Annotated in this window: 17 protein-coding genes; 8 read left to right on the top strand and 9 right to left on the bottom strand. The window is 75.3% G+C overall.

Going from position 1 to position 19,476, the window contains the following annotated elements; translation table 11 throughout:
- The first annotated feature begins 20 nt into the window (after positions 1-20).
- Genes O4J56_RS14760 through O4J56_RS14740 form a run of 5 tightly spaced genes read left to right on the top strand, consistent with a single transcriptional unit; the run spans position 21 to position 6,462 of the window.
- Complete coding sequence (locus O4J56_RS14760) at positions 21-1,223, top strand: hypothetical protein (protein WP_270686355.1); 1,203 nt, start codon at positions 21-23, stop codon at positions 1,221-1,223.
- Positions 1,223-3,319 carry a prolyl oligopeptidase family serine peptidase gene (locus O4J56_RS14755; RefSeq protein WP_270686354.1) on the top strand — a complete coding sequence of 699 codons (2,097 nt, stop codon included), beginning with the start codon at positions 1,223-1,225 and terminating at the stop codon, positions 3,317-3,319. Before O4J56_RS14760 ends, O4J56_RS14755 begins: the two co-directional genes overlap by 1 nt.
- 4 nt (positions 3,320-3,323) lie before the next feature.
- Positions 3,324-4,535: a FecCD family ABC transporter permease gene (locus O4J56_RS14750; protein ID WP_270686353.1), complete on the top strand. Its 1,212-nt coding sequence runs from the start codon at positions 3,324-3,326 to the stop codon at positions 4,533-4,535.
- Positions 4,532-5,422: an ABC transporter ATP-binding protein gene (locus O4J56_RS14745; protein WP_270686352.1), complete on the top strand. Its 891-nt coding sequence runs from the start codon at positions 4,532-4,534 to the stop codon at positions 5,420-5,422. The genes O4J56_RS14750 and O4J56_RS14745 overlap by 4 nt, the downstream gene beginning before the upstream one ends.
- The gene (locus tag O4J56_RS14740; RefSeq protein WP_270686351.1) at positions 5,419-6,462 is read left to right on the top strand and encodes an ABC transporter substrate-binding protein; all 1,044 of its coding nucleotides are present in this window, start codon (positions 5,419-5,421) and stop codon (positions 6,460-6,462) included. Before O4J56_RS14745 ends, O4J56_RS14740 begins: the two co-directional genes overlap by 4 nt.
- A 50-nt stretch (positions 6,463-6,512) precedes the next feature.
- Here the strand turns inward: O4J56_RS14740 and O4J56_RS14735 are convergent, their stop codons facing one another.
- Positions 6,513-7,127 carry a hypothetical protein gene (locus tag O4J56_RS14735; protein WP_270686350.1) on the bottom strand — a complete coding sequence of 205 codons (615 nt, stop codon included), beginning with the start codon at positions 7,125-7,127 and terminating at the stop codon, positions 6,513-6,515.
- Between the two features lie 22 nt (positions 7,128-7,149).
- A complete protein-coding gene (locus O4J56_RS14730) occupies positions 7,150-8,031 on the bottom strand; it encodes an alpha/beta fold hydrolase (RefSeq protein WP_270686349.1) in 882 nt (293 codons plus the stop codon).
- 407 nt (positions 8,032-8,438) lie between these two features.
- On the opposite strand from O4J56_RS14730, the gene O4J56_RS14725 reads away from it, so the two are divergent.
- Complete coding sequence (locus tag O4J56_RS14725; RefSeq protein WP_270686348.1) at positions 8,439-9,197, top strand: polyamine aminopropyltransferase; 759 nt, start codon at positions 8,439-8,441, stop codon at positions 9,195-9,197.
- 4 nt (positions 9,198-9,201) lie between these two features.
- On the opposite strand, the gene O4J56_RS14720 is transcribed toward O4J56_RS14725, so the two are convergent.
- The 7 genes from O4J56_RS14720 to O4J56_RS14690 all read right to left on the bottom strand — a co-directional run bounded on the left by O4J56_RS14720 (position 9,202) and on the right by O4J56_RS14690 (position 17,125).
- Positions 9,202-10,272 (bottom strand): hypothetical protein, encoded by a 1,071-nt coding sequence (locus O4J56_RS14720; protein ID WP_270686347.1) that lies wholly within the window; start codon positions 10,270-10,272, stop codon positions 9,202-9,204.
- Positions 10,273-10,373: 101 nt separating this feature from the next.
- A complete protein-coding gene (locus tag O4J56_RS14715) occupies positions 10,374-10,790 on the bottom strand; it encodes a YkvA family protein (RefSeq protein ID WP_270686346.1) in 417 nt (138 codons plus the stop codon).
- A 224-nt stretch (positions 10,791-11,014) separates the two neighbouring features.
- Positions 11,015-12,475 carry a mannitol dehydrogenase family protein gene (locus O4J56_RS14710; protein WP_270686345.1) on the bottom strand — a complete coding sequence of 487 codons (1,461 nt, stop codon included), beginning with the start codon at positions 12,473-12,475 and terminating at the stop codon, positions 11,015-11,017.
- Complete coding sequence (locus tag O4J56_RS14705; protein ID WP_270686344.1) at positions 12,472-13,452, bottom strand: PfkB family carbohydrate kinase; 981 nt, start codon at positions 13,450-13,452, stop codon at positions 12,472-12,474. The genes O4J56_RS14710 and O4J56_RS14705 overlap by 4 nt, the downstream gene beginning before the upstream one ends.
- Entirely contained in the window at positions 13,449-14,654 is a 1,206-nt protein-coding gene (gene manD / locus O4J56_RS14700; RefSeq protein ID WP_270686343.1) for a D-mannonate dehydratase ManD, read from the bottom strand. Before manD ends, O4J56_RS14705 begins: the two co-directional genes overlap by 4 nt.
- 75 nt (positions 14,655-14,729) lie before the next feature.
- Complete coding sequence (locus O4J56_RS14695; RefSeq protein ID WP_270686342.1) at positions 14,730-15,749, bottom strand: L-idonate 5-dehydrogenase; 1,020 nt, start codon at positions 15,747-15,749, stop codon at positions 14,730-14,732.
- Positions 15,746-17,125: an MFS transporter gene (locus O4J56_RS14690; protein WP_270686341.1), complete on the bottom strand. Its 1,380-nt coding sequence runs from the start codon at positions 17,123-17,125 to the stop codon at positions 15,746-15,748. The genes O4J56_RS14695 and O4J56_RS14690 overlap by 4 nt, the downstream gene beginning before the upstream one ends.
- Before the next feature lie 127 nt (positions 17,126-17,252).
- On the opposite strand from O4J56_RS14690, the gene O4J56_RS14685 reads away from it, so the two are divergent.
- A complete protein-coding gene (locus O4J56_RS14685; protein WP_270686340.1) occupies positions 17,253-17,990 on the top strand; it encodes a GntR family transcriptional regulator in 738 nt (245 codons plus the stop codon).
- 126 nt (positions 17,991-18,116) lie between these two features.
- Positions 18,117-18,821: a glutamine amidotransferase gene (locus O4J56_RS14680; RefSeq protein ID WP_270686339.1), complete on the top strand. Its 705-nt coding sequence runs from the start codon at positions 18,117-18,119 to the stop codon at positions 18,819-18,821.
- The last annotated feature ends 655 nt before the right edge of the window (positions 18,822-19,476 follow it).

Below are 19,476 nucleotides of genomic sequence, written 5' to 3'. Positions count from 1 at the left end.
TTTCCAATAGCGTCTTCCCCATGAATCCCGAAACGCTCTTCGTGGCCGACCACCGCGCGGGCCGCACCTACACCGCCGACGGCACCGGCGTCCGGCCCCTGGGCCGCGGACACCTCGCCGAGCACGCCGGGGTGCTGGCGCTTCCGCGCGACGGCGCGACCGGCGCGGAGCTGGCCTTCGTCGACGACCGGGCCGGCGCGCTCGTGGTGCACGGCCCCGGCGGGGAGCGGCGCATCCCGGTGGCGATCCCCGCAGAGCACCTGGCCTGCGACCCCACGGGGCGCCACGTCGTGGTGACGAGCGGCCTCGGCGCGAACGAGGCCCCGTGGAGCGACGTGGTCACCGTCGCCGACCTGCGGAGCGGGGATTCGGTGCGATTCCGGTCACGTTCGGGCGAGCCCGGGGTGCTGGTGGTGCCCGACCGGGACGGCGGCGCGCCGACGGTCGTGCTGCGCCACCGCGAGCCCGGGGCCCTCGAGGCGTTCCCGCTCGCCCGGTGCCTGGACACCGGCGCCCACGTGCCCCGGATCACCGGCACCATCGCCGAGGACATCGCCGACGACGGCCACGGCGACGTGGTCGACCAGCGCACGGGAACGGCCGCGACCGCGACGGGCCGGGGCCTGGAGCGGTTCGCCGTCGAAGGGGGCGTGCCGCGAATGCTCGGCACGGTTCCCTGGCCGGTGCCCGGGCGCGCCTTCTACCTGCGCTTCGACCCGGACACCGGCCGTGCCGTGGGCGTGGTGCGCGGCGGCCCGGCGTCCCCGGCGCAGTGGACCGAGTGGACCAACCACCTGGTCGACATCGACCTCGCCACGGGCGACGCGCGGGCGCTGGAGCTGCCGCCGGGCCTGGCGTTCCGGTTCGCGCTCGGCGGGGGCCGGGCCGCCGTGGCGACGATCCACCCGGACGGGGACGCGCTGACGGTCGTCGACCGGTCCGGCCCCGGGCTGGAGCCCCTGCTCCGAAGGGACCTCCCCGCGATGTCGCACCCGCCGAAGCCCGGGCACCTGCCCTGGGACCCGGTCGGCGACGCGCCCGCGCAGCGCAGGGCCGTCGCGCTCGACCCGACCGGGACCACCGCCGCGGTGACCAGGGGCGGCGACGCCGAACTGCACCTGGTCGGCGAGGACCGGTTCGACACCCTCGCGGTGCCGAGCCCGCTCGACGAGGGCGGGCACCTGCACTGGCACGGCGGCGCCTTCGACCCCATCGGCCGGTGATGGACACCACACCTCCTCAGGACGTACCGGAGATCGTCCCCGCCCTCGACGCCGCCCTGTCCGAGTGGGAGCACCACGGCCGCCCCGGCCTGCCCGACCGAGGATTCGCCCTGAGCAGGCTCCCCGGGCGCGGGCGGCGCGGCATCTACCGGGTCGGCGACTCCTCTTCATGCGCCCCCTCCACGAGCGGCGACGCCGTTCCGGTCTTCGAGCCCGAGGGGCACATCCTGCGCATGGCGCCCTCCCCGGACGGGAGGCACATCGCGGTCCAGCTGGCCGAGCGTGCGGACGAGGACGCCGCCCTGGTCCTGGTCGACACCGCGACGGGCCGGGTGCGCACGTACGCGGAGGTCCGCTGCCGCTACGACACCATGCTCTGGAGCGGGGACTCCTCCCGCCTAGAGCTCGTGGCGGGCGGGTCGCGCCGGTTCGTCGATCTCGACGCGGAGAGCGGGGAGCTCCGGACCTCGGCCGCGCCGCCGGACGTGCGGCTCCGGCTGTTCCCCGGTGGGCGGCGCGGGCTGCTGGCCGAGAGCCGCCCCGGCGCGGCCACCGTCCTGACCGACCGCGCCACGGGCGCCGTGCTCGGCACGTTCCCGGCGGTCGTCCGCGTCCTCGGCGCAGGAGACGACGCCCTGGTGGACACGGGGCGGCGCCTCACCGTCCTCAATGCGCGCGACGGGGCCGAGAGGTGGTCCTGGGAGGACCCGTCCCTTCGGATCACGTCCGTCGCTGCACTCGGCGGCGACGGACTCCGCGATGTCCTCGTGTCCGGGGTGCGCGCGGGCGGCAGTGTGCTGGTGTGCATCTGCGAGGGGGAGGCCGTCGACGACCGCCCGGTGGCCTACGAGGGCGAACCGGCCGTCGCGACGGAGGTGGGCGCCGACGCGGGCCGGTTCCACGCCCTGATCGAGGGCCCGGTCCTGCCGCCGCGCGTGGTCGAGGCCGATGAGCTGCTGCGTCCTGCCTCCCGCATTGAGCATGGCGCCTCCCTGCGCGCGGACCGGACCGCCGCACCGGGGGCAGGGCCCACACCGTCCGCCGCCGCACTCACCGAACCGGACGCGGTCACCACCACCGCGGACGACGGCACGGACGGCCTCAACGACGACTCCACCCCTCCCCCGCGCACCCACGCAACCGACGAACAGCCACGCGAGGACCGCCGAGCCGAGCACCACACGCACAAGGCTCCCGGCCGGCCCACAAGCCCAACCACCGCCGCACAGAGGGCCCCGCGTCCACCGTCCCCCTGGGCGCGGACCGAGCGGCTCGACCTCCCCGCCGACGACGGGGCGGCGGTCCCCGTCGTGGTCACCTCACCCGCGGACGCGAGCGGTCCCACCCCGTTGATCCTCACCTGCTACGGAGGCTTCGGCGTCCCGAGTCTGGCCACCTTCGAGCCGACGGTCCCCGCATGGGTCGGCCACGGCGGCCGGTACGCGACCGCCCAGATCCGGGGCGGCGGCGAGCACGGCGCCGCCTGGCGCGAGGCCGGACGGGGCGCGGCCAAGGCGCGCGGCATCGACGACCTGGCCGCCGTGGCGCGCGGGCTCGTCGCCGCCGGGCTCACCCGGCCGGACCTGCTCGTCCTGGCCGGAGCCTCGCACGGCGGGGTGGTGGCGGCCGGCTGCGCCCTGGGCTCACCGGGGCTGTGCGCCGGGGTGGTCAGCACCGCCGCCCCGCTCGACCTGCTCAACCTCGCCGCGCACCCGCTCGGGCGGCACTGGATCGAGGAGTTCGGCGGACCCGACGACCCCGGCCGGAACGCCCGCCTCCGGCGGATCTCCCCGCTGCACCGCGCGAGGAGCCTGCCGCCCGGCGCCGCCGGCCTGCCCCGCTTCCTCGGCATCGTCCTGGACGAGGACTCCCGCGTCGCCGCCGACGACACCTCGGCCGTCGTCGACGCCCTGCGGCGCGCCGGCGGTGACGCGGCCCTGTGGCGCGCGCCGCGCACCGGCCACGGCGGCAACCACCTCGACAGCCTGCACCTGCTGGGCGCCACCGTGCTGAGCTTCGCCGCGGCGGCGACCCGCTCGGCGCGGCCGGCGCCCGCGCACCGAACCATGACCCCTGAGGCCGGAAAGGGCTTGTGACTCCATGCCGGAGACGACCGATGGGAGCGCCGGGGTGACGACCCCGGAACGCTCCCCCGACTCACCACCGGAGCGGCGCGGCGCCGCCACCGGAACCGCCGGCCCCGCCGGTGGCGGCGGTAGCGGCGGTGCACCGCCCGCACCGGCCGGGCCCACCGCTCCCCGCCGGCGGGGCGTGCTCGCGGCCCGCCTCCTGGTCCCGGCCCTGGCGTTCGCGCTGGCGGCTGTGGTGCTGGTCTCGACGAGCACCGGCACCATCGCGGTGCCGCCCCTGGACGCCCTCCGCATCGTCACCGGGCACCTCCTGCCCGGCATGCCGTGGATGTCCGACGGGTCGCTGACGACGGTGCAGGACAACGCCGTCTGGCAGTTCCGGCTCCCGCGGGCCCTGCTCGCCGCCCTGGCCGGGGCCTCCCTCGCGCTGGCGGGCGCGCTGATCCAGGCGGTGGTGCACAACTCGCTCGCCGAGCCCTACATCCTCGGCGTCTCCGCCGGTGCGGGGGTCGGTGCGGTGACCTACATCGTGCTGGGGATCGGGATCGGCTCGCTCGGGATCGGCGCCTCCGCCTTCGCGGGGGCGCTCATGGCGACCGGGGCGGTGTACTTCCTGGCGCGCAAGAACGGGCGGATCGCGCCGCAGCGGCTGATCCTGGCCGGGGTCGCGCTCGGGTCCCTGTTCAGCGCGGTGACCAGCTACCTCACCATCGCCACCGACGCGCAGAACGTCTTCAGCATCATGTTCTTCCTGCTCGGCTCGGTCTCGGCGGCCACCATGGGGCACCTGGCCCTGCCCGCCGCCGCGCTGGCCGCCGTCGGGGTGTTCGCGGCGCTGCGTGCGCGCGCCCTCAACGCCCTGCTCGTCGGCGACGAGGCAGCGGCCTCGCTCGGCGTGCACGTCGACCGGCTGCGCACCGCCGTCCTCATCGCCGCGGCGCTGCTGACCGGAGCGGTCGTGGCCGTCTCGGGCGGGATCGGGTTCGTCGGGCTGGTCATCCCGCACATCGCGCGGATCATCGTCGGCTCCGACCACCGGCGGATGCTGCCGGTCGCGGTGCTGGCCGGGGCGGTGTTCCTCGCCGCCTCCGACCTGCTGGCGCGCACCCTCGCCGAGCCGTCGGAGATCCCGCTCGGGGTGCTGACCGCCATGGTCGGAGCACCGTTCTTCCTGTGGCTGCTGCGGCGCGACCGCGCGGAGAGCGCGGGGGTGGGCCGATGAGGGTCGACATCGAAGGCCTGGACGCGCACCGGGGCGGACGGCGGGTCGTGTCCGAGGTGAGCGTCTCCGTCCCGTCGGGGACGGTCCTCGGGATGCTGGGCCCCAACGGCAGCGGCAAGTCCACGCTGCTGCGCGCCGTGTCGGGGGTCGCGGCCCCGTCGTCGGGCCGGGTGCTCCTGGACGGGAGGGACACCGCGTCGCTGAGCCGCCGGGAGATGGCCCTGCGCGTGGCGGTGATGGCGCAGGAGCACAGCGAGGAGTTCGAGATCCCCGTCCTCGACATGGTGCTGCTCGGCCGCATCCCGCACGGGCGCGGGTTCGGCAACGACTCCGACCGGGACGTGGCGGTCGCCCTCGGCGCCCTGGAGCGGGTCGGCGCCTCGCACCTGGCCCGGCGCGCGTTCTCGGCGCTGTCGGGCGGCGAGCGCCAGCGGGTGCTGTTCGCCCGCGCGCTGGCCCAGGACACGCCGGTCCTCGTCCTCGACGAGCCGACCAACCACCTCGATATCGCCCACCAGCTCGAACTGCTCGACCTGATCCGCGCCACCGACAAGACCGTCCTGGTCGCCCTGCACGACCTGAACCTGGCCGCGCGCTCGTGCGACACGGTCGGCGTCCTGGTCGACGGGCGGCTGGCCGCGCTCGGCGCGCCGGACGAGGTCCTGGACACCGCACTGATCCGTACGGCGTTCGACGTCGACTCCACCGCGGTCGACCACCCGCGGTCGGGGCAGCGGCACTTCCTCTTCGACGCCCGCAGCTCCGCGGCGCGGGACGGCGCAGACCACCGGGACGGCCGGGACGACCCGGACCGCCCGGACACCGAACCCGACCACGAGGGAACCCCTGTGTCCCTCACAGCCCCGGAAGGAAGCACCAGACCATGATCCGCAGCACCTCCCCCTCCACCCCGCCGAGCCGGTCCCGCCGCCGGGGCCCCTTGGGCGCGCTCGCCGCCGTGGCCGCAGCACCCCTGGTGCTGTCGGCGTGCGGGACGGGTGTCACGGCCGACTCGGAGGCGGGCGGCGGCTCGGGCGAGACGGTGTCGGTCACGAACTGCGGGCGCGAGCTGTCGTTCGACGCGGCGCCCGCCAGCATCGTCGGCATGATGCCCTCGCAGACCGAGCTGCTGGTCCGCCTCGGCGCCGCGGACTCCCTCTCCGGCCAGGCGCAGACGGACGTCTCCGCGCTCCCGGACGACGTGGCCGAGCAGGCCGCCGACGTCCCGGTGCTCAGCACCGACGCGCCGCCCGCGCGCGAGGACCTGCTGGCGGCCTCCCCTGACCTGGTCGTGTCCCCGACGGAGTACGAGTTCACCGCCGAGCAGGGCTTCGCCAGCATCGAGCAGCTGAAGGACAACGGCGCCCAGGCCTACGTGGCGACCGGCGGGTGCCTGGACCGCCGGAGCAGCGCTGAGGTGACCGACGTGCTGACCGACATCGAGAACCTGGGGAAGATCCTGCGCGAGGAGGACACCGCCGCCGAGCTGTCGGCGGACGCCGAGGAGCGGCTGTCCGGGGTGGAGTCGTCGCTCGAAGGCGTGGACCGGCTGTCGGTGGCGCAGGTCTTCGTCGACGGCAACTCCCTGCAGGCGATCGGCGCCGGGATCGAGGCGGACATCATCGCCCAGGCGGGCGGGGACAACGTGTTCGACCCGGACGCCCCCGAGTTCGCCGACTTCTTCGCCGCCGAGATCAGCCCGGAGGAGATCATCAGCCGGAACCCGGAGGCCATCGTCTTCAGCGTGTCGGACGCCGACTCGGAGAAGAAGACCCGCGACTACCTGGAGGAGACCTTCCCCGACGTGCCCGCCGTGGAGGAGGGCCGCCTCATCGCGGTGCAGAAGAGCGACCTGTTCCCGGGCACGCTCGGCAACATCGACGCGGTCGAGCAGATCGCCGGTGAGCTGTACCCCGACGCCTTCTGAGTCCGCAGGGCGGGCCGCCGGACGCCGGCGGCCCGCCCGCGGGGCCCTGCTCAGTGGTGGACACAGAGGCAGACGAGCCACACACCGCCGTCCAGGGCGTCGATGTAGCCGTCCGCTTCGGCATACCGGTCGCCGAGGCCCGGCCCGTTGGTCTCGATCCACTCCCCTTCCAGGGTCACCAGCGCCGAATCCGCGATGGCCCGGCCCCGTACGGCGGCGACGTACCGGTCGAACTCCGCACGGACGGTCGCGGCGGTCTCCGGCTCGCGGAACCGGCCCGTGAACGGTGACCTCCGCCGCTCGAGGAACGCGGGCCACTCGCGCCACGCCTCCACTTCCGCCGCCGCTCGGGCGTGCTCCAGGTCGAGGAGGCGCTTGGGGCCGCCGTCGCAGGCGAGGCGGCCGGACAGCGGACTGTCGTCGGGGAAGGGCATCGGATCGACGAGGTCGGAGCGGACATCCGCAAAGTGGACCGCCGAACTCAGGAAGCGTCCGGACCAGCGGCCTCCGACACACCACCCGTCACACCGCTTGCGGCCCGGCCCCTCGTCCGGGTCGTCTCGGTCGCGGCCCCGGACGAAGGGGCGCATGACCAGGTCCAATTGTCGTTCCAACCCCATATCGGGGTCCCTGTGCAGGGCGACGACGATGGGTTTGAACGACACCGCACCACCTCTCACTCTCCGTTCAAGCCGACTCGCGGATCGTAGTCCCGGGTGGTGACGAAACCGCGGCCGCCGATCGGACGAGGCATTCCTCCAGGAAGGCGAGCACCCGCAGGTGGTAGCTGCGGGCCATCAGGCCGAGGCTGATGTTGTGCCCGGCGCCGGGCATGTGCTCGACGCGCACCGCGCGGGTGCCCAGGCGGGACGCCATGGCCTCCACGGTCACCGGGTCGGACCGCCACCAGCGCTCGTACTCGGCGAAGGTGAAGCGGACGGGCACGCGCACCGCGGGCGCCAGCCGGGCGTACATGCGCGGCCAGTGCGGGATCTGCGCCGCCTCCCGTTCGGGGACCGGCGCGACCAGGCCGCGGGCGAAGCGGAAGGTGCCGGGCGGGTAGAGGGACGGCGGCCCCCAGACGCGGCCGTGCGTCTGGGCCCGCTCCTTCTCGGTGAGGCCCGCGGGGTCGACCGCCCACCGGTCGCTGATCCCCGACACGTCCACCCCGAGGAGCCCGGCGCCCTTCCAGCCGGCGGCGGCGGCCAACGCCACCTTGCCCCCCAGCGAGTGCCCCAGGAGGAGGAAGCCGTCACCGACCGGGCGCCGCCGGGCGTGCTCGGCGAGCGCCTCGCGGACCGTCTCCGCCTGCTCGGCCTGCTCCATGCCCTCGGGGAGCTGCTCCGCCGAAGCGCCGTATCCGGGGCGGTCCAGGGCGAGCACCGCGGCCCCCGTGGCGGCGGCGAGGGTGAGCAGCGAGGTGGCGGGGTCGGCCCGGCCGTGGAAGTACCCGGCGCGCATCCCCCCGCCGTGGAGCGCCGCGATCACGGCGCGGGGCGGCCCCTCGCGCGGTTCGGCCAGCAGCCCGGACAGGGTCAGGCCGCGGACCTTCACCTCGACCGGCCGCACAGGGACGCCGATGTGGGATGTGTCCGCTTCCTGGAGCGGAGGGCAGGAGGAGGGTGGGGACTGGGACACGGGCTGCTCCGGCTGATCAAGGGGCGAAGGGGTGCCGGTCAGTCTGCGGGAGCGCGGTCGCGCGGCGGTGGAAGCACGGAAGGGCCGTCGACGCGTCGCCCTCCTGACGATTCCCCCGCCGGTCGACCGCTACGCGCCGCGCCGCCGCGGTTCTCTCCGTGGTGTGCGGCACACTCGTACCCGCCGTGCACCGTCCGCCCGAGGGGGGAGGCCGGGGGCCGGGCGGCGGCCGGAGCGGCCGTCCGCTCAGACGGGCCGACTCCGATAGCGTGACGAGGGCCGTCCGCGCCGCTCCCCGGGCGGACCGGCGATCCGCCGCCGACCAGGACAGGACGCCCATGAGCCGACGTTTCCAGGTGCTGGACCTGCGCCCCACGCCCATCGGCGACATCAGCCTGCGCCGCAGGCTCGACCCGGTGCTCGGGCGCGAGGTCCACGAGATCAAACTGGGCGACGAGTTCCTGATGTCCAGCGCGTTCACCGCCGCCGAGGAGGAGATGTCCCGCCTGGCCCTGGCGGAACCGGGCCTCACCCCGGGCGGCTCGGGACGGGGGCTGCGGGTGGCGGTCGGCGGGCTCGGGCTCGGGTTCACGGCGCAGACCGCGCTGGAGGACGACCGTGTCGGCGCCCTGGTGGTGATCGAGGCGCTGGGCGAGGTCATCGACTGGCACAAGGAGGGGCTCATCCCGGCGGGTGCGGTCCTGTCCGCCGACGACCGGTGCACGTTCGTGCACGGCGACTTCTTCGCCATCGCGCGCGGGGACGAGGAGCCGGACGCGCTCAAGGGCGACGCGGGCGCCTTCGACGTGGTGCTGCTCGACGTCGACCACTCCCCCGAGCACGTCCTGAACCCGGAGCACTCGGCCTTCTACACCACCGAGGGCCTGGCCGCGTTCGCCCGGCGGATGCTGGCCGGGGGCGGGGTGTTCGCCCTGTGGTCGAACGACCCGCCCGACGACGGGTTCACCGCCCGGCTGGGGGAGGTCTTCGCCGCCGCGCGCGCTGAGGAGGTGCGGTTCCCCAACCCGCTGCAAGGGGGAGAGTCGTCCAACACGGTGTACATCGCGGCCCGCCCACGGGAGGCCGCCGGGACCTGAGCGGTCACCTCGGGAGGCGGCCCCCCAGTTCGGCGTGGGCGGCCGTGATCACCGCGGCCGGGTCCGCGGCCGGACGCACACCGAGGTTCTCCTCCGCCCAGGACCGGAACGCGTCCGCTTGTCCAGCCCGATCGCGCGGGCGCAGGGCCGCGCCCGCGCGGTCGCAGCGGATCTCGGTGTCCTCCAGCCCCGCCACCAGGCCCAGGAATTCACGGGCGTTGCGGGCCACGACGTGGACGCCGCCGTCCATGCCCGCGGCCACGACGGGGCGGTCGGCCGCTCCGGTCCGCCCACCGGCCTGTTCACCGGCCTGTTCATCGAGCCGCCACAGGGCGAAGACCGTGTCGTCGCCGTTGGTGGCGAACGGCTCCATCGCGGTGGTGAGGCCCGGGGCGTCCGCGTAGTCCGGGTCGCCGTAGGTCTCCAGGAGCCACAGGCCACTGGCATGCCGCGCGGCGAACCCGTCGTCGGCTTCGTACAGCCGGTTGAGGTCGCGGACGGGCGACCAGACCGAACCCGGTCCGAAGGCGTGCGCCCAGGCGGCCCATTCGTCGCCGAACTCCTCCTCGGCGGCATCGACCACGGCGCGCCAGTCGTCGGCGGGTGCCAGGCCGAAGGTGCGGTCCAGCCACTCGGTGAAGGCCGCGTTGTCCGCGAGCGCGGCGCCCTCGTCGTCCTCATCCTCCTCGTCGTCCGGGTCGATCAGCTCGCGGACGAACACCCCTTCGGTGTCGATGTGCGGTTCGCAGTTCGTGGGCAGGGCCGCCAGGAAGGTGAGGAAGGCACGAAGGTCGCGCGCGACGAGGCGGACGCCGCCTTCGTCCCCGAGAGCGACGACCGGCTGGGCGGCAGGGTCCGCGCCCCTGTCCCGGAGCCAGACGGCGTACAGGGACCCGCTGCCGTTGGCCTGGGCGAAGGTGATCAGGCGGCCGTCGAACCCGGGGGCGGGCTCCAGGCCGCGCCGGGTATAGCGCCCCATCTCGAACCCCAGGGCGAGGTAGCCGGTCCGGGTGGCGTCGAACGCCGCGAGGAGGTCGAGCTCGGGAATGGGCGGGTGGGAGTGGGAGGTGGCCATGGAGGGCTCCGGTCCTGTGCTCGGTCGGGTCGGTGGGCCTTCTGCGGGGGATCGGCGGCCACCGTAGTGCCGGGGGACGACACGGACCGGCGGGGCGGCCGTCAGCGCGCGTCGAGGCCGGTCAGCCGGGACAGGGCGGCGAAGCCTTCGTCGGTCCCCGGCCAGTGCGCGCGCACGGCGTCGGTGCCCGCGCGGCGGACCACTGACCGCAGCACGGCCGCTGTGATGATGGCGTCGTCGGCGTAGCCGAGCACCGGGACTACGTCGGGGACGAGGTCGATCGGGAGCGCCAGGTAGGCGATCAGCAGCCACAGCCGGACGCGGACCCCGCGCGGGAGGCCGGGGTCGGCGGCCAGGCGGCGGACCAGGCGCAGCACGTCGGGCAGCAGCCGCACGGCCTCTTTGAGCAGGCCGCCGCGCGGGCGGAGCAGCAATAGCGCGGCGATCAGCGCGACCCACACGGCCAGCAGGGCCACGACGGCGCCGATCAGCATGTCCCACACCCACCACCCGGTCATACGGGTGATTCTCTCCGAGGAGGCGGGGCGGGCGCGCAGGCGCCCTCTGCCTCACCCCCGACGACACCGAACGCGCCGCACCTGGAAGGCCCCGAGCGCCGGGCCGGCGGAGTGCCGGGTGGACGGCGGCAGCACGAGGAGGGCGCGACAACGCCGAGGGAGCCGCCTTCGCCACCTCCGGGGCGCTGGGCCCATGCGAGGGGGCGCCGAAGGGGCGCCGTGGGTCAGAGTTCCCTCATCTCCGCTTCGAGCGCGCCCGGTCCCGCGGACAGCACCCGGTACCAGTGGGCCACCAGGGAGACGACGCGTTCGTCCCCCGCCAGGTCCTCGGGAAGGACACCCGAGCGCAGCAGGGCGGTCACCGTCCCGCGCGCCCCGCCGCCCTCCGGGAGCGCCGCGCGCAGCGGTCCGGCGAGCGGGTCCTGCAGGTCCGGGCCGGACACCGCGACGTGGCGCATCCAGGCCGCCAGCACCAGGGCGCTCCACCGCGGCTCCCCGCCCTTCGCCAGGACCGGGCGCATGGTGGGGGCAAGGCGCGGCGGCAGCTTCTTCGACCCGTCCTCGGCGACCTTGGCGGTGCTGTGCGCGAGGGCGTGGTTGCCGTAGCGGCGCAGCACGGAGGCGGCGTACTCCCGGGCGTCCATGCCCTCGGGCGCGTCGAGCCCGGGCAGCACCTCCTCGTCGAAGAACCGGTGCACCGCCCCCGCGAGCGCCTCGTCGTCCGCGCACGCCGCGATGGTGCGGTGCCCGCGGCCGAGCCCCAGGTAGGCGAGCAGGGAGTGCCCGGCGTTGAGCACCCGCAGCTTGACCGCCTCCCAGGGGGCCACGTCCGCGACCAGCTGCGCCCCCGCCGCCTCCCAGCGCGGCCGGCGCCCGGCGAAGCGGTCCTCGACCACCCACTGGGAGAACGGTTCGGCGACCACGGCCGCCTCGTCGCGCAGCCCCAGCTCCCGCTCGACCGCGTCCAGGTCCGCCCGGGTGGTGGCCGGCACCATCCGGTCGACCATGGTGTCCGGGAAGGCCGCGCTCCGCTCGGCCCACGCCGCCAGCCGCTCGCCGTCGGCCGCGGGCAGCGCCGCGGCGAAGTCCGCCACCAGCGAGGCCAGCAGGCGCCCGTTGCCGGGCAGGTTGTCGCAGCTGACCACGGTCACCGGCGGGGCGTCGCGCTCGGCCCGAAGCAGCAGGCCGCGGGCCAGGCGCCCCACCGGCGTGAGCGGCGGGGCGCCGTCCAGGTCGGCGCGGACGCGGTCGTCCCCGGTGTCCAGGCGGCCGGTCACCGGGTGGGCGCAGTAGCCCTTCTCGGTCACCGTCAGGGTGACGACCCGGGTCCCCGGGTCGGCGATGCGCTCGACAACGGCCCAGGGGTCGCCGTTCCCGCCGAGCACCTCGCGCACCGGGGAGACGACGCGCATCGGGCGCGCCCCCGCGCCGCGCTCGGAGACGGTGAACAGGCCGTCCTGCGGCGCCAGCTGCTCCCATACCCGCGGCGAGCGCCCGGTGACCGCGCACACCCCCCAATCGGCCTCGCCCGCGGCGAGCATCGCGTCCTCGGTCATCACCGCGCCGTGGGCGCGGAAGAAGGCGCCCACCCCGAGGTGGACGATCCCCGTGCGCAGCGCCCGCCGGTCGAGCGCGGTGGTGCGCCCCGCCGCCGCCAGCGCCGCGGCGTCCAGCCGCCCGCTCATCGTGCGTCCTCCCTGTCGTTCCGGTCCGCCCCGCCCGCGGTCCGGGCGTGGGCGCGCGTCTGTTCCAGCGCCGGCAGCAGGCCGGTGCCCCCGCGGCCGCCGACGCTCAGGCTCGCCGCGGCCACCGCCAGCCGCGCCGCCTCCTCCAAGCCGTCGCCCAGGGCGATGCGGGCGGCGGCGGTTCCGGCGAACACGTCCCCGGCGCCGGTCTGGTCGACCACGCGGGGCGCGGGCACCGCGCCGATCCACCCCTCCCCGTCGGGGCCGGCCAGGTAGGCGCCGCGCTCGCCGCAGGTCACCGCCGCGTGCGCGGCGCCCGCCGCGAGGGTGCGCCGCGCGGCCTCCTCGGGGGTGTCGGCGCCCAGCAGGGCCTGGGCCTCCCCGGGGAAGGAGGGGGTGACCAGGTGGGCCCCGCGCGCCATCTCCTCCAGGACGGCCGCCGCCTGCCCGGGGGAGGCCAGGCGGGGGCGGTGGTTGGGGTCGAAGACGAACCGGCGCGCCCACCCGGCCGCGGACCGCACCGCCCGCCGGGCGCTGTCGGACACCGCGCAGGCGATGCCGCTCGCCACCACCGCCCCGGCCCCGCGCAGCGCCGCCTCGTCCAGGTCGCCGGGGCCGAGGGTGGAGCCGACGCTGCCGCGCCGGGCGTAGGCGAAGGCCCGCTCGCCCCCGGGGTCGCAGTGCACCAGGTACATCCCCTGCTGCCCGGGGCGGAAGCGGAGCAGGGAGGTGGAGACGCCCAGCTCGGCGACCCGGTCGGCGACCGCCCGGCCGAGCTCGTCGTCGGGCAGCACGGCGGCCAGGGCCGTGTCCGCTCCGGCGCGCGCCGCCGCCGCGGCGGCGTTCAGCGCGTCGCCGGAGACCCCGAGGACGGCGGGCACACCGTGGCCGGCGGGCCGGTCGGTGGACACCTCCACCAGGACCTCGCCCAGGACGGCGACGTCGGGGGCGACGTCGCTCAGCGGTCGTGTCCTCACCAGTCGTGCACCGTCCCGTCCAGGCGCCGGTTGACCGGCAGGTAGCGGGGCTCGTAGGGGAAGCATTCGGCGGCCGCCTCGTCGAACTCCACCCCCAGGCCGGGGCGCTCGCCCGGGTGCATGTACCCGTCGCGGAAGGTGTAGGCGTGGGTGAACACCTCGGTGTAGGGCCCGGTGTGGCCCATGTGCTCCTGGATGCCGAGGTTGGGCACGGCCAGGTCCAGGTGCAGGGCGGCGGCCAGGGACACCGGCGACAGGTCCCCGGCGCCGTGTGGGCCGGTGCGCACCCCGTAGAGCTCGGCCAGGGAGGCGATGCGCCGCATGTGGGTGATGCCGCCGGCGTGCGAGACGGCGGTGCGGATGTAGTCGATCAGCCGCTCGGTGATGAGCTGCTGGCAGTCCCAGATGGAGTTGAACACCTCACCCACGGCGATGGGGGTGGTGGTGTGGCCGCGCAGGGCGCGGAAGGCCGACGGGTCCTCGGCGGGGGTGGGGTCCTCCATCCAGAACGGCCGGTAGGGCTCCAGCGCCGCGCCGAGCCGGCCCGCCTCGGTGGGCGTGAGCCGGTGGTGCACGTCGTGCAGCAGGTGCACGCGGTAGCCGAAGTCCTCGCGGATGCGGGCGAACATGGCGGGCGCGAAGTCGAGGTAGAGGGAGCTCTCCCAGGCGGCCTCGTGGGGGCGGGGGGCGTCGGCGGGCTCGTAGACGCCCTCGCCGGCGATGCCGTAGGTGGTCTCCAGGCCGGGGACGGAGGCCTGCAGCCGCACGGCCGTGTAGCCCAGGTCCAGGTGGCGCTGGACGTCCTCGGCCAGCTCGTCGAGCGTGGCGCCGCTGGCGTGGCCGTAGACGGGGACGCCGTCCCGGGAGGCCCCGCCGAGGAGCCGGTACAGGGGCATGCCCGCGGCCTTGCCGGTGATGTCCCACAGCGCCACGTCCACGGCGGCGATGGCGGCCATGGTGACCGGCCCGCGCCGCCAGTAGGCGCCCTTGTACAGGTACTGCCAGGTGTCCTCGATCCGCCGCGCGTCGCGGCCCACGAGCAGCGGGCACACGTGGTCGCGCAGGTAGGAGGCGACGGCGAGTTCGCGCCCGTTGAGGGTGGCGTCGCCGACGCCGGTGAGGCCGTCCTCGGTCTCAACGACGAGGGTGACGTAGTTGCGGCCGGGTGAGCACACGACGACCCGTGCGTCGGTGATCTTCACGTGGAGCCCTTTCTCGGAGGGGTTTGCCGGGTTCTCAGGGGGGATCGCGGTGCGGGGCGCGGGCGGTGCGCGTGCTCAGCCGAACCGCAGCAGGACCTTGCCGGATCCGGGCGCGGCCGCCGTGCGCATGGCCTCCTCGGCCCGGTCCGCGGGGAACTCGTGGGTGATGAGGGGGGCGACGTCCAGGCCCGCGGCCATCGCCTCCAGGGCCTGGCCGATCTCCTCGGCGAACCGGAAGGAGCCGGTCCAGGTGATCTCGCGGGTGACCAGGGCGCCCAGGGCCGCGGGTGCGGGCGTGCCCGGGAGGTTGCCGACCTGGACGAGGGTGCCGCCGCGGGCGGTCGCCTCCAGCACCCCGGCCAGGGCCGCGGGGGCGCCGCTGGCCTCGAAGACCACCTCGGTGTCCGCGGGCAGCCCCTGCCCCGCCGACAGGTCGCGCGTCTCGTGGGCGCCCATGGCCGCGGCGGTCCGCGGCGGCCCGCCGTCGATGTCGGCGGCGACCACCCGCGCCGCCCCGGCGTGCCGCAGGGCGGCCACGAGCAGGGAGCCGATCGGGCCGGCGCCGTTGACCAGCACCTCCCGGCCGCGGACGCCGCCCGCGCGGCCGACCGCGTGGAGGGCCACGGCGAGCGGTTCGGCCAGGGCCCCGCACCGGGTGTCCACCCCCTCCGGGAGCGGGCGCAGCTGGTGGGCCTTGACCGGGAGGAGGTCGCGGAAGCCGCCGTCGGTGTGCGGGTGCAGGGCGGCCGAGCCCAGGTAGCGCACCCGGGGGTGCAGGTTGCTGCGCCCGGCCAGGCGCTCGGGCAGGTCCTGGCCGCCGACCGGGTCGGCCGGGTGCACGGTCACCGGCAGCCCTTCGGGCACCCCCTCCACCCCGGGGCCGGTGCGGGCCACCCGCCCGGCGACCTCGTGGCCCAGCACCAGCGGGTCGCGCAGCTCGGCGGTGCCGGTCCGGCCGTGGCGCCAGTAGGCCAGGTCGGATCCGCAGATGCCGCCCCACTCCACGGCGACCAGGACCTCGCCGTCGCCGGGCTCGGGGGTCGGCACCTCGTCGACGCGCAGGTCTCCGGGGGCGTGCACGGTCACGGACCTCATACGGCGTCCTCCAGTCGGACCAGGTCCCGGCCGCGCACCTCGGGCGCGAGGGCGGCCGAGGCCAGGGTGATCAGGGAGTAGGCGATGATCAGCGCGGACACCGGCCACCAGGACCCGGTGGCGGCGGTGAGGGTGGCGGCGAGCACCGGGCCGATGGCGGTGGCCAGCACGCCGCCGAGCTCCTTGGCGAGCGCGAGCTGGGTGAAGCGGGTGCGGGCGCCGAACAGCTCGGCCATGGTGACGCTCTCCATCGAGAACAGGCTCAGCACCGAGAGGTTCAGCCCGATGACGACGGCGAGGGTGACGAGCAGGGTGTCGCCGGTCTGGACCATGAGCATCATCGGCACCGCGAACAGGGCGCTCGCTATGGTGAGCGCCAGGTACACCGGCCGTCGGCCGTAGCGGTCGCCGACGGCCCCGGCCAGCGGCACCGTCACGAAGCCGAGCAGGGAGCCGTAGACGATCGCGGAGGTGCCCAGCGAGCCGTCCAGCAGCAGGGTGGCGCTGAGGTAGCCGACCAGGAAGGTCTGGACGATCCCGGAGTTGCCGGCCTGGCCGAAGCGCAGACCGAAGGCCAGCAGGAACGCCTTGCCCTTGCGCTGCCGCAGGGCGGTCTCCAGGGTGCTCTGCCCGGAGGCGGCCTTTGCGGCCAGCTCGTCGCGGGAGACGGCCACGCCGTCCACGGTGTCCTCGCGCTGCTCGAACACCGGGCTCTCGCGGACCGAGGAGCGGATCCACAGAGCCAGCATCAGGAGCACGAAGCTGGCCAGGAAGGGCAGGCGCCAGCCCCAGGAGTGCAGCTGCTCGTCGGAGAGCGCGAAGACCAGCACCGCCCACACCGCCGAGGCGCCCAGGGTGCCCGAGTTGGTGCCCAGGGCGACCAGGGAGGCGATGAAGCCGCGCCGGCGCGGCGGGGCGTACTCGGCGAGCATCACGGTGGCGCCGGCGATCTCGGCGCCGGCGCCGAAGCCCTGCACCAGCCGCAGGGCGACCAGCAGGACCGGGGCCAGCAGGCCGACCTGCTGGTAGGTGGGCAGCGCCCCGATGAGGGTGGTGGAGACGCCCATCAGCGCGACCGTGATGAACAGGACCCGCTTGGGGCCCACACGGTCGCCCATCCGGCCGAAGAAGACCGCACCGGCCAGGCGGGCGACGTAGCCGACCCCGTAGGTGCCCATGGCGGCGATGAGGCCGACGGCCGGGTGCAGGTCGGGGAAGAAGATGGTGTTGAACACCAGGGCCGCGGCGAGCGAGTAGAGCTGGAAGTCCATGAACTCCATCGCGGTGCCCAGCCAGCCGGAGGCGGCGGCCTTGGTGAGGTCCCGGGTGGTGCGGGTCCCGGGACCCGGTGGTGCGGGGGGTGCCTGTTCGCTCATCTGCCGTCCTCGGTCATGCGCCTCCACCTGCGCGGACTCGCGGGGGGGAAACGCTGCGTTCACGTTGCGGCGGCTGACATACAAGCACTGATATGTCAGTGCGGTCAAGGCCACTAGAATCGGGGGCATGGCTGACGAGACCCGGTCCGACCCCCCGCCCTCCCCCCTGCTGTCCGCGCGCGACCGCGTCCTGGACGCGCTGCGCCGCGCGATCATCACCCTCAGGCTCGCGCCGGGAACGCCGGTGTCCGAGAAGGACCTGGCCGCCGAGCTGGCCGTGAGCAGGACGCCGGTGCGCGAGAGCGTCATCCTGCTGCGCGCCGAGGGGCTGGTGGAGGTCTACCCCCAGGTCGGCACGTTCGTCGCGCCCGTCGACCTGGAACGGGTCCGGCAGGCGCAGTTCATCCGGGAGGCGGTGGAGTGCACGTCGCTGGAGCAGGCCGACCCCGCGGCCGCGCGCGGCCGCACCGGGGAGCTGCGCGCCCTGCTGGCGTCCCAGCGGGAGGCGGGGCGCGCCGGCGACCACGACCGCTTCTTCGACCTGGACGAGGAGTTCCACCGGGCCCTGCTGGCGCTGGCGGGCAACCTGAGCGCCTGGGGCACGGTCAACGCCGCAAAGGCGCACCTGGACCGCGCGCGGCGGCTGAGCCTGATCGATACCCGGCCCATCGGGGAGCTGGTCGAACAGCACACGGGGATCGTGGACGCCATCGAGGCCGAGGACACCTCCGCGGCCGTCGCCGCGCTCCGGGCCCACCTGCGCACGGTGTTCGAGGACGTCGAACGCATCCGGGCCGCCTCTCCCGACCTCTTCTCCGAGGGGCCGCGCCGCCCTGTCCGCCGGACGGTGACCACTCTGGGGTGACCCGGTTGGACCGCGTCCGGGGAGCCGGGTGACCCGGATGAATCGCGGCCGGGCACCGGTAACCTTCCTGTCCGAACCCGATGACCGACCGGGGCGGGATCCGCCCCGGAACCGTGAGTGGAGCCGATGACGACCGCCATTGCCCTGCGCCACCTCGCCTTCGAGGACCTCGGCGTCCTCGGCCCGATCCTGGAGCGCCGGGGCTACCGGGTGTCGTACCTCGACGCCGGGGTGGACGCCCTCGACGGGGACGCCGTCCAGGGCGCCGACCTGCTGGTGGTGCTCGGCGGGCCGGTCGGCGCCTATGAGACGGGCGCCTACCCCTACCTGGCGGAGGAGACCGAGGCCGTCGCCCGCCGCCTGGAGGCGGGGGCCCCGACGCTCGGCGTGTGCCTGGGCGCCCAGCTGATGGCCATCGCGGCGGGTGCGGCCGTCACCGCCACGGGCCGCAAGGAGATCGGGTACGCGCCGCTCACCCTCACGGCGGCCGGGGAGGCCTCGCCGCTGAAGCACCTGGCGGGGTCGCCGGTGCTGCACTGGCACGGCGACCGGTTCGAGACCCCCGAGGGGGCCGAGCGCCTGGCGGAGACGCCGGGCTTCCCCGACCAGGCGTTCAGCATCGGGGCGAACGCGCTGGGCCTGCAGTTCCATTTGGAGGCCGACCACACGCGGATCGAGCAGTGGCTGATCGGCCACGCGAACGAGCTGGCCGCGGCGGGGGTGGACCCGCGCACGGTCCGCGCCGACGCGGCAGCGTACGGCCCGGCCCTCGCCGAAGCGGCGGAGGCGGTCTTCGGCGCATGGCTCGACGGGATCACCCCACACGCCTGAGGGGGTCGGGGGCACCGCTTCGGCGTCGGGCCACCGGAGCGTGAGCGTCAAGGCAGCGACGACAAAGGTCAGCGCCCCATACGCCAGCACCGTCGACCGTCAGGCGTGTACGTGGTCACCGTGAATGGCGGCGACGGCGAGAGCGGGGCGGTTCCCCGACCCCGCCTGCCGACCGTCTGGCCGCTCCCGGTCCGGGAAGGCGGCGGCACAGCAGGTACCCCACTACCTGGCCCCGGCCGGGCGGCGGGCCACCGGAGTGTGAGCGCCATGGCAGCAACGACAACGGTCGGCGACACATCCGGCAGCATTGTCGGGCGCGGCGCGTGTGCGTGCTCGTCGTGGTCGGCGGCGACGGCGAGAGCGGGGCGATTCCCCGCCCCCGCCTGCCGACCGTCTGGCCACTCCCGGTCCGGGCGGCGGCGTGACGGGGTGAGCGCGTGGCCACCCGCGCTCGTGGCGGGCGGCGCGATAGGCATCCTGCGTGGTGAAATCGACGCCTAATCTGCATAAAAGCGTCGATTTCACGACGCAGGATGCGCGGACCCCTCTACCACCGACCGCTATGTCCGGTATGCGCCGCCCGGACGGCCCCCTCCTCGTTGATCTCGGGGAAGTCGGGGTTAAATCGGACACGATAAGCCCGACTTCCCCGAGA

It is taken from the genome of Nocardiopsis endophytica (assembly GCF_027706725.1).
In the GTDB taxonomy this organism is placed as follows: domain Bacteria; phylum Actinomycetota; class Actinomycetes; order Streptosporangiales; family Streptosporangiaceae; genus Nocardiopsis_A; species Nocardiopsis_A endophytica.
The sequence above is the reverse complement of the archived record's forward strand: the minus strand, read 5'-3'. Positions and strand labels throughout refer to the sequence as shown.

What these genes read in the sequence shown, in the direction of transcription:
- O4J56_RS14760 (WP_270686355.1), top strand. Translation starts at nt 21, where the DNA reads ATGAATCCCGAAACGCTCTTCGTGGCCGACCACCGCGCGGGCCGCACC.
- O4J56_RS14755 (WP_270686354.1), top strand. Translation starts at nt 1,223, where the DNA reads ATGGACACCACACCTCCTCAGGACGTACCGGAGATCGTCCCCGCCCTC.
- O4J56_RS14750 (WP_270686353.1), top strand. Translation starts at nt 3,324, where the DNA reads ATGCCGGAGACGACCGATGGGAGCGCCGGGGTGACGACCCCGGAACGC.
- O4J56_RS14745 (WP_270686352.1), top strand. Translation starts at nt 4,532, where the DNA reads ATGAGGGTCGACATCGAAGGCCTGGACGCGCACCGGGGCGGACGGCGG.
- O4J56_RS14740 (WP_270686351.1), top strand. Translation starts at nt 5,419, where the DNA reads ATGATCCGCAGCACCTCCCCCTCCACCCCGCCGAGCCGGTCCCGCCGC.
- O4J56_RS14725 (WP_270686348.1), top strand. Translation starts at nt 8,439, where the DNA reads ATGAGCCGACGTTTCCAGGTGCTGGACCTGCGCCCCACGCCCATCGGC.
- O4J56_RS14720 (WP_270686347.1), bottom strand. Translation starts at nt 10,272, where the DNA reads ATGGCCACCTCCCACTCCCACCCGCCCATTCCCGAGCTCGACCTCCTC.
- O4J56_RS14715 (WP_270686346.1), bottom strand. Translation starts at nt 10,790, where the DNA reads ATGACCGGGTGGTGGGTGTGGGACATGCTGATCGGCGCCGTCGTGGCC.
- O4J56_RS14710 (WP_270686345.1), bottom strand. Translation starts at nt 12,475, where the DNA reads ATGAGCGGGCGGCTGGACGCCGCGGCGCTGGCGGCGGCGGGGCGCACC.
- O4J56_RS14695 (WP_270686342.1), bottom strand. Translation starts at nt 15,749, where the DNA reads ATGAGGTCCGTGACCGTGCACGCCCCCGGAGACCTGCGCGTCGACGAG.
- O4J56_RS14690 (WP_270686341.1), bottom strand. Translation starts at nt 17,125, where the DNA reads ATGAGCGAACAGGCACCCCCCGCACCACCGGGTCCCGGGACCCGCACC.
- O4J56_RS14685 (WP_270686340.1), top strand. Translation starts at nt 17,253, where the DNA reads ATGGCTGACGAGACCCGGTCCGACCCCCCGCCCTCCCCCCTGCTGTCC.
- O4J56_RS14680 (WP_270686339.1), top strand. Translation starts at nt 18,117, where the DNA reads ATGACGACCGCCATTGCCCTGCGCCACCTCGCCTTCGAGGACCTCGGC.